Origin of the sequence: Amaricoccus sp. (assembly GCF_017995835.1) — a bacterium.
In the GTDB taxonomy this organism is placed as follows: Bacteria; Pseudomonadota; Alphaproteobacteria; order Rhodobacterales; family Rhodobacteraceae; genus Amaricoccus.
This window is the reverse complement of record NZ_JAGOID010000137.1, coordinates 1-6,123: the sequence shown is the minus strand read 5'-3', so window position 1 is coordinate 6,123 and position 6,123 is coordinate 1. Positions and strand designations below refer to the sequence as shown.

At 71.9% G+C, this 6,123-nt stretch carries 3 protein-coding genes; 1 reads left to right on the top strand and 2 read right to left on the bottom strand.

What is annotated here, in order from left to right; genetic code table 11:
- Positions 1-396 precede the first annotated feature (396 nt).
- On the top strand, positions 397-1,848 hold the full coding sequence (locus tag KBA23_RS15125) for a biotin carboxylase (RefSeq protein ID WP_290742583.1): 1,452 nt from the start codon (positions 397-399) through the stop codon (positions 1,846-1,848).
- Positions 1,849-2,203: 355 nt separating this feature from the next.
- Here the strand turns inward: KBA23_RS15125 and KBA23_RS15120 are convergent, their stop codons facing one another.
- Both KBA23_RS15120 and KBA23_RS15115 read right to left on the bottom strand, forming a co-directional pair.
- Complete coding sequence (locus tag KBA23_RS15120; protein ID WP_290742580.1) at positions 2,204-3,901, bottom strand: POTRA domain-containing protein; 1,698 nt, start codon at positions 3,899-3,901, stop codon at positions 2,204-2,206.
- On the bottom strand, positions 3,898-6,123 hold a 2,226-nt coding region (locus KBA23_RS15115), incomplete at its 5' end, for an MBG domain-containing protein (RefSeq protein WP_290742578.1). The genes KBA23_RS15115 and KBA23_RS15120, both read right to left, overlap by 4 nt.

The window sequence follows — 6,123 nt, the reverse complement described above, 5'->3', positions numbered from 1 at the left end:
CTGAGGCCCGCCAGGTTCAAGTCATCGATATCTGGTGGGGCTCCTGCCATGCCCGCATGGATTCAGAAATCCCTGCGCTTGTGGATCCCCTATCGACACAACCGCCCACCTTTTTGCCCCGGTTACGCCTATCACGCGTGTTAGCCCGTGTTGCGCCGGGTGGCCTCGTAGACTCGCCGGTATGACGCATTGGAATCTCGGGCGCGATCATCCGTCAGGAGATTGCGCGGGCATTCCGACCTCGCCGCGACGGCGCTGACCGGAAAGAACCGCGGCGGCGCGACGCGGGGGGTTGACGGCGCCACCCCGCGCGGCGTCACGATTTCCGATCCGGGCCGCGCCGCCGTTCGTCGCACGGTCCCGGCGCGAAGCGGTGCGAGGGACAGGGAGACAAGGATGGCGACTACGCCGAAGCTGCGCAGCCTGAGCGAGATCTATCGCTACGTCCGGCGCAACGAGACACCGATCTACGCGGTCATGCCGATGCCGTTCAACCTGCTCGGCCTCGACCAGTGGGTGGGCTCGTTCGAGTTCATCAACTACTTCGACATCTTCGAAGGCGCCCATCCGCGCTGCTTCATCCCCTCGACCGCCGGCGCGCCGGTGTTCAAGTCGATGGAGGATCTCGCGAACTACCTGATCTCGCATCCCGACTTCCGCGCCCACATCGCCGGGCGCAAGCGCGGCAAGGCGCTGATCGTGATGTTCGACGAGGAGACCGAGGCGCTGGCCGCGGAGGTCGGCGTCGACATCGCGCTGCCGCCCTACGCGCTGAGGAACCGCCTCGACAGCAAGATCGAGACGACGCGGCTCGGCAACGAGGCGGGCGTCGCCTCGGCGCCGAACACGATGGGGCGGGCGAAGAACTGGGAGGAGCTCTGCGCCCTCGCCGACAGCGCCAGCCTCGGGCGCGACCTGGTGGTGCAGACGCCCTACGGCGACAGCGGGCGCACGACCTTCTTCGTGAAGACCGAGGACGACTGGGACCGCTATGCCGCGAAGATGCGCGGCGAGGAGCTGAAGGTGATGCGCCGCATCAACCACCTTCCCGGCACCATCGAGGGCTGCGCCACCCGCCACGGCACGCTGGTCGGCCCGGTGATGACCGACATCACCGGCTTCGAGGAGATCACCCCCTACAAGGGCGGCTGGTGCGGCAACGACATGGCCCCCGACATCCTGCCGCCAGGCGTTCCCGACAAGGTGCGCGAGATGACCCGCAAGTTCGGCGACCGTCTCTACGCCGAGGGCTACAAGGGCGTGTTCTGCCTCGACTTCCTGCTCGATACCGACACCAACGAGGTCTATCTCGGCGAGCTCAACCCGCGCATCTCCGGCGCGACGGCGCCGACCAACCTCGTCACCTCGACCTATGGCGGCTGCCCGCTCTTCCTCTTCCACCTGCTCGAGTACCTCGACGTCGACTGGGAAATCGACCTCGCCGCGGTCCAGGCGCGCTGGACCGACTACGACAACTGGACCCAGCTCGTCCTGAAGCAGACCGAGGACAAGGTCGAGCTGATCACCAAGGGCCCGCGTTCGGGCATCTGGAAGATGGGGACCGACGGGGTGGTGCGCTTCATGCGCCCCGCCCTCAACGTCACCTCGATCGGCGACGAGAGCGAGGCGTTCTATCTGCGGGTCTACGGCGCCGGGGACTACTGCTACCACGGCGCCGATCTCGGCGTGCTGATGACCCGCGGCCGGATGCAGAGCGCCGAACGTCAGCTTCTCGACCGGGCGAAGCTGTGGAACGCCGGGATCAAGGGCCAGTTCGTCACCGTGCCCCCGGCCCCGGCCGCCCGCGTCGCGCCGCCCGAGGACATGACCGCCGGCAAGTGGTTCTGATACCCTTTCCGCCTGATCCCTTCGCCATGGCCTGCTTCGCGCAGCCCCCGGCTGCGCCCGTCCGATTTCTCCCCGGATCGCACTGTGCGGGGCGCCAGTGGCGCGCCGCGCGATCCGGTCGGCCCGCGCCGCAAGCGCGGGCCGAGGGGCCTATCCCCAAGGCTCGCATCGGCGCGCGGCTGCCCTGGCGGCGCGGGACGCGCCTGCCCTCGGAAGGGCAGTCGCGTGCCGATTTCGCCAACGGTCGAAATCGGCGGGGATATCGCTGGGGTTCCCGCGCCGCACCGACCGAGCCGATCAGCCGGGGTTGACATGACGCCCGCCGGAGGCGGACGCCCGGTTCCGGCTGCGCCGGTCAGAACCGGGCCACCACGCTCAGGTAGACGCGGGTCTCCTTGTGCCGGTCGGTGGTGTCGGTCGCGCGCCCGTCGAGCTGGCGGGCGATCTCCGGGACGACGGTGAGCCAGGGCCTGACGTCGAGCCTGATGCCGGCGCCGGCCGAGGCCAGCGTCTCCCATCGCGCGCCGTCGCGGTCGCCGTCGCGGTCGTAGGCCTGCCCGTAGTCGCCGAAGGCGTAGAGTTCCGCCCCTTCGGCGAACCCGCCGAGGCGCGCCGGGTCGACGCCATAGCGCAGCTCGGCCCGGCCGCCATAGCCGGAATCGCCGGTGGTGTTGCCCGGCGCGTAGCCGCGGCCGATCGTGGCGTCGCCGAGCCCGAAGCGCTCGGAGTTCGGCAGGACGTCGAGCGCGTACTGGCCGATGCCTTCGAGCCACAGCGCCCAGGGTCCGGCGCCGAGGCGTTGCAGGCGCGAGAGTTCCAGCGTGGCGAGGGTGAAGTCCGGCACGCCGTTCGACACGCCGCCGCCGACGACGGTGTCGGAGGCGTCGATGCCCTGGCGCAGCCCCGCCTCCACGAGGCTGACGCCGCCCCAGCGGTCGGCGCGGTCCCAGGCGAGGCGGGCGTCGAGGACGAGGAGGCGGTCATCCTCGGTCACCTCGTCGGCGCCGAGGCCGGTGACGTTCGCGCTGTCCTGCCAGTCGAGCCCGAGATCGAAGCGCAGGTTCTGCGCCCGGGTGCGTATGAACGGGATGCTGACCGCGAGGCAGAGATTGGTCTCCTTGGTGGTGAGCGTCTGGGCGTCGGGAGCGCCTGACTTCGAGAGGTCGGGCTGGCCGTCGGCGTAGTCGGCCTCGAATTCCAGCGTGGCGCCGTCGGCCCAGGTTCCGGCGAGCCCCATGAGGGGCACGGAAATCCCGCCCTGGACGAAGCCGAGCGAGCCGTCGAAGGCCCCGGCGGCGAGGAAGTCTAGTTTCTCGTTCAGGCCGAGCAGGTTGTAGGCGGTCGCTCCGGTGGCGAAGGAGGCCTCGCCATAGAGCCGCGAGCCGCGGTTGTCGACCGAAACGAAGCCGTCGTAGGGGTTCTCCGTGACGGCCACCGTCAGATCGGCGGCCCCGAAGGTGTCGCGCGCCGGCTCGAGGATGGTCTCGACATCGCCGCCGAAGAAGTCGCGCGAGAGCAGGACGGCGCGTTCCAGCGTCTCGATCCGAAGCGGCTCGTCGGCGGGGACGGGCGCAAACAGCGTCGCGGCGGCGGCGTTCTGGTTCGGGGCCCCGCCCTCGATGGCGACGTCGGCGATGAAGCCCTCGACCACGCGGATGGTGACGACGCCGTCATCGACGGTCTGCGGCGGGAGCGCCGCCTGCGAGAGCACGAAGCCGCGGGCGCGATAGGCGGCGCCGATCGCCGCGGCGAGTTCCTCGAGCGTGGCGATCGAGACCTCGGTTCCCACGAGGCCCGCCCACAGCGGCGCCAGCTCGCCCGGGGGAATCGCCGTCGCGCCCTCTAGGCGGACGCCGCGCAGCGTCACTCCGGGGCCGGAAGCGCCGGGCGTGAGCGCCGCAGGCGGGGGCGGCGTGTCCGGGGCGACGGCGAGACCGGGGGCGCGGCCGGCGCTTGCGACGGGAAGGAAGCTCCCGGGCGACTGGGCGAGGGCGGGCGCCGTCGGGGCGGCGGCGAGCGCGAGCGCGGCGGCGCGGACGAGGCGGGAGGTCATCGCGTCATCTCCGGGAAGGCGGTGGTCCAGAACGATTCTGCTACTTGGGTCCGGGCGCAGCCGCCTTCGGCGCCGGCGCCGCCGCAGCCGGCACCCGCGCTCGTGCCTACGCCGGTCGGGCCGCTCCCGCCCGAAGCTGACCCGGCGGCGGGAACGAAGCCGCCGGTCTCCGCCGCGTCGACGGGAGCGGTGTGCACGACCGCGCCGAGCGAGTAGGTCAGGCGGAAGGTGCTGTCGCGGGCGATGGGCGCCTCGGAGCGGGTGGTGCGGAAGGCCGAGTCGCCCGGGGTATAGGGCGGCAGGCCGCGCTCGGGGATGACGAAGGCGTCGTCGACGGCGGCGAGGGGCGCGCGCGCCGGCCCGGCGGCCGAGACGGTGAGCGTGCCGGGCGCGTAGCTGATCGCGTAGTTGCCGCTGGCGAGCCCCGAGCCGGTGATCGCGTAGCGGCCCGCCGGGCTCGTCCGGTCGGCGTCGGTGGCGAGGACGAGAGCCCCGCCGAGGTCGTCGAGGCCCTCGCCGCGAACGAAGCCGTCGAAGCGCGCGGTGAAGTCGGGGTTGCGCGCGCCCTGCGCCCTGGCGGCGTCGCTGGCCGTGACGGTCAGCGGGGCCGGGGTGATGGTCAGGCGGCCGGTCGTCTCGGGCAGGACGTAGTTCCGCGCCCCGAGCGTGCCGGTGGTGATCGTGTAGGTTCCGGCCCCGCTCGCTCCGGTGGCGTCGGTGGCGGGCGCGCCGGAGACAACCTCGGCGCCCTGGCCGAGGACGAAGCCGCTCGCGGTCCAGCCGAGGACCGGATCCTCGGCGCCGTAGTTCCGCTCGGCGTCGTGGAGGGTGAGGTTCAGCCGGACCGGGTCGATGGTCAGCCGCCCCGGCAGGTACTCGATCGCATAGTTTGCGGACGCGATCCCGCCCGGCGTCAGGACATAGGCGCCGACGTCGCTGCCGGCGGTCGCCGGCGTCGAGACCGTCGGCCGCCACCCGAGCGCCGCGGCGCTCTGGCCCGGCGCGAAGGGGTCGAGATAGCTCACGTCGAAGCGCGGGTTGCTTGCGCCGTAGGCGCGACGCGCGTCGTTCGCGCGCACCCGCATCTGCGCCGGGTCGATGGTCAGTGTGCCCGGATCGGCGGCGATCACGTAGTTCTCCGCCGCCAGCGTGCCGCGGGTGATCGCATAGCGGCCGACGTTTGAGGTCGAGGTGCCGCGCGTGGCGAGGCGGCCGTCGATCACGCCGGCGTCCTGGCCGAGGACGAAGCCGGTCGCGGTGAAGCCGCGGCCGTCGAATTTCGCCGAGCCGTAGGTGCGCGACTGGTCGGCGATCTTGACCCGCAGTTCCGCTGGATTGATGGCGAGGTTGCCCGGATCGCTCGAGATCACGTAGTTGGCCGCGGCGAGCGTCCCCTGGATGATGCCGTAGTCGCCGACGTCCGACCCCGCGGTCGCCTCGGTCGCGAGCGCGCCGGCGATGACGCTGGCGTCCTGCCCGAGGACGAATCCCGAGGCGGTGAAGCCGCGCCCGTCGAAGGCCGACGACCCGTAGGTGCGCGACTGGTCGGCGATCTTCACCGTCAGCCGCGCCGGGTCGATGGCGAGCGTGCCCGGGTCGGCGGCGATGACGTAGTTCGCCGCCGCCAGCCCGCCGCCAGTGATGGCGTAGTCGCCGACGTCCGACGTCGCGGTAGCGGAGGTGGCGAGCGCGCCGGTGATGACGCGCGCGTCCTGCCCGAGGACGAAGCCCGAGGCGGTGAAGCCGCGGCCGTCGAAGGCCGACGAGCCATAGGTGCGCGACTGGTCGGCGATCGCCACCGTCAGCCGCGCCGGGTCGATGGCGAGCGTGCCCGGATCGGCGGCGATGACGTAGTTCTTCGCCGTCAGGCCGCCGCCGGTGATGACGTAGTCGCCGACGTCCGACGTCGCGGTAGCGGAGGTGGCGAGCGCGCCGGTGATGACGCGCGCGTCCTGCCCGAGGACGAAGCCCGAGGCGGCGAAGCCGCGCCCGTCGAAGGCCGACGACCCGTAGGTGCGCGACTGGTCGGCGATCTTCACCGTCAGCCGGGCCGGGTCGATGGCGAGCGTGCCTTGGTCGGCGGCGATGACGTAGTTCGCCGCCGCCAGCCCGCCGTCGGTGATGACGTAGTCGCCGACGTCCGACGTCGCGGTAGCGGAGGTGGCGAGCGCGCCGGTGATGACGCGCGCGTCCTGCCCGAGGACGAAGCCCGAGGCGGTGAA

Coding starts and splice junctions, on each gene's coding strand:
- KBA23_RS15125 (WP_290742583.1), top strand. CDS start 397: ATGGCGACTACGCCGAAGCTGCGCAGCCTGAGCGAGATCTATCGCTAC.
- KBA23_RS15120 (WP_290742580.1), bottom strand. CDS start 3,901: ATGACCTCCCGCCTCGTCCGCGCCGCCGCGCTCGCGCTCGCCGCCGCC.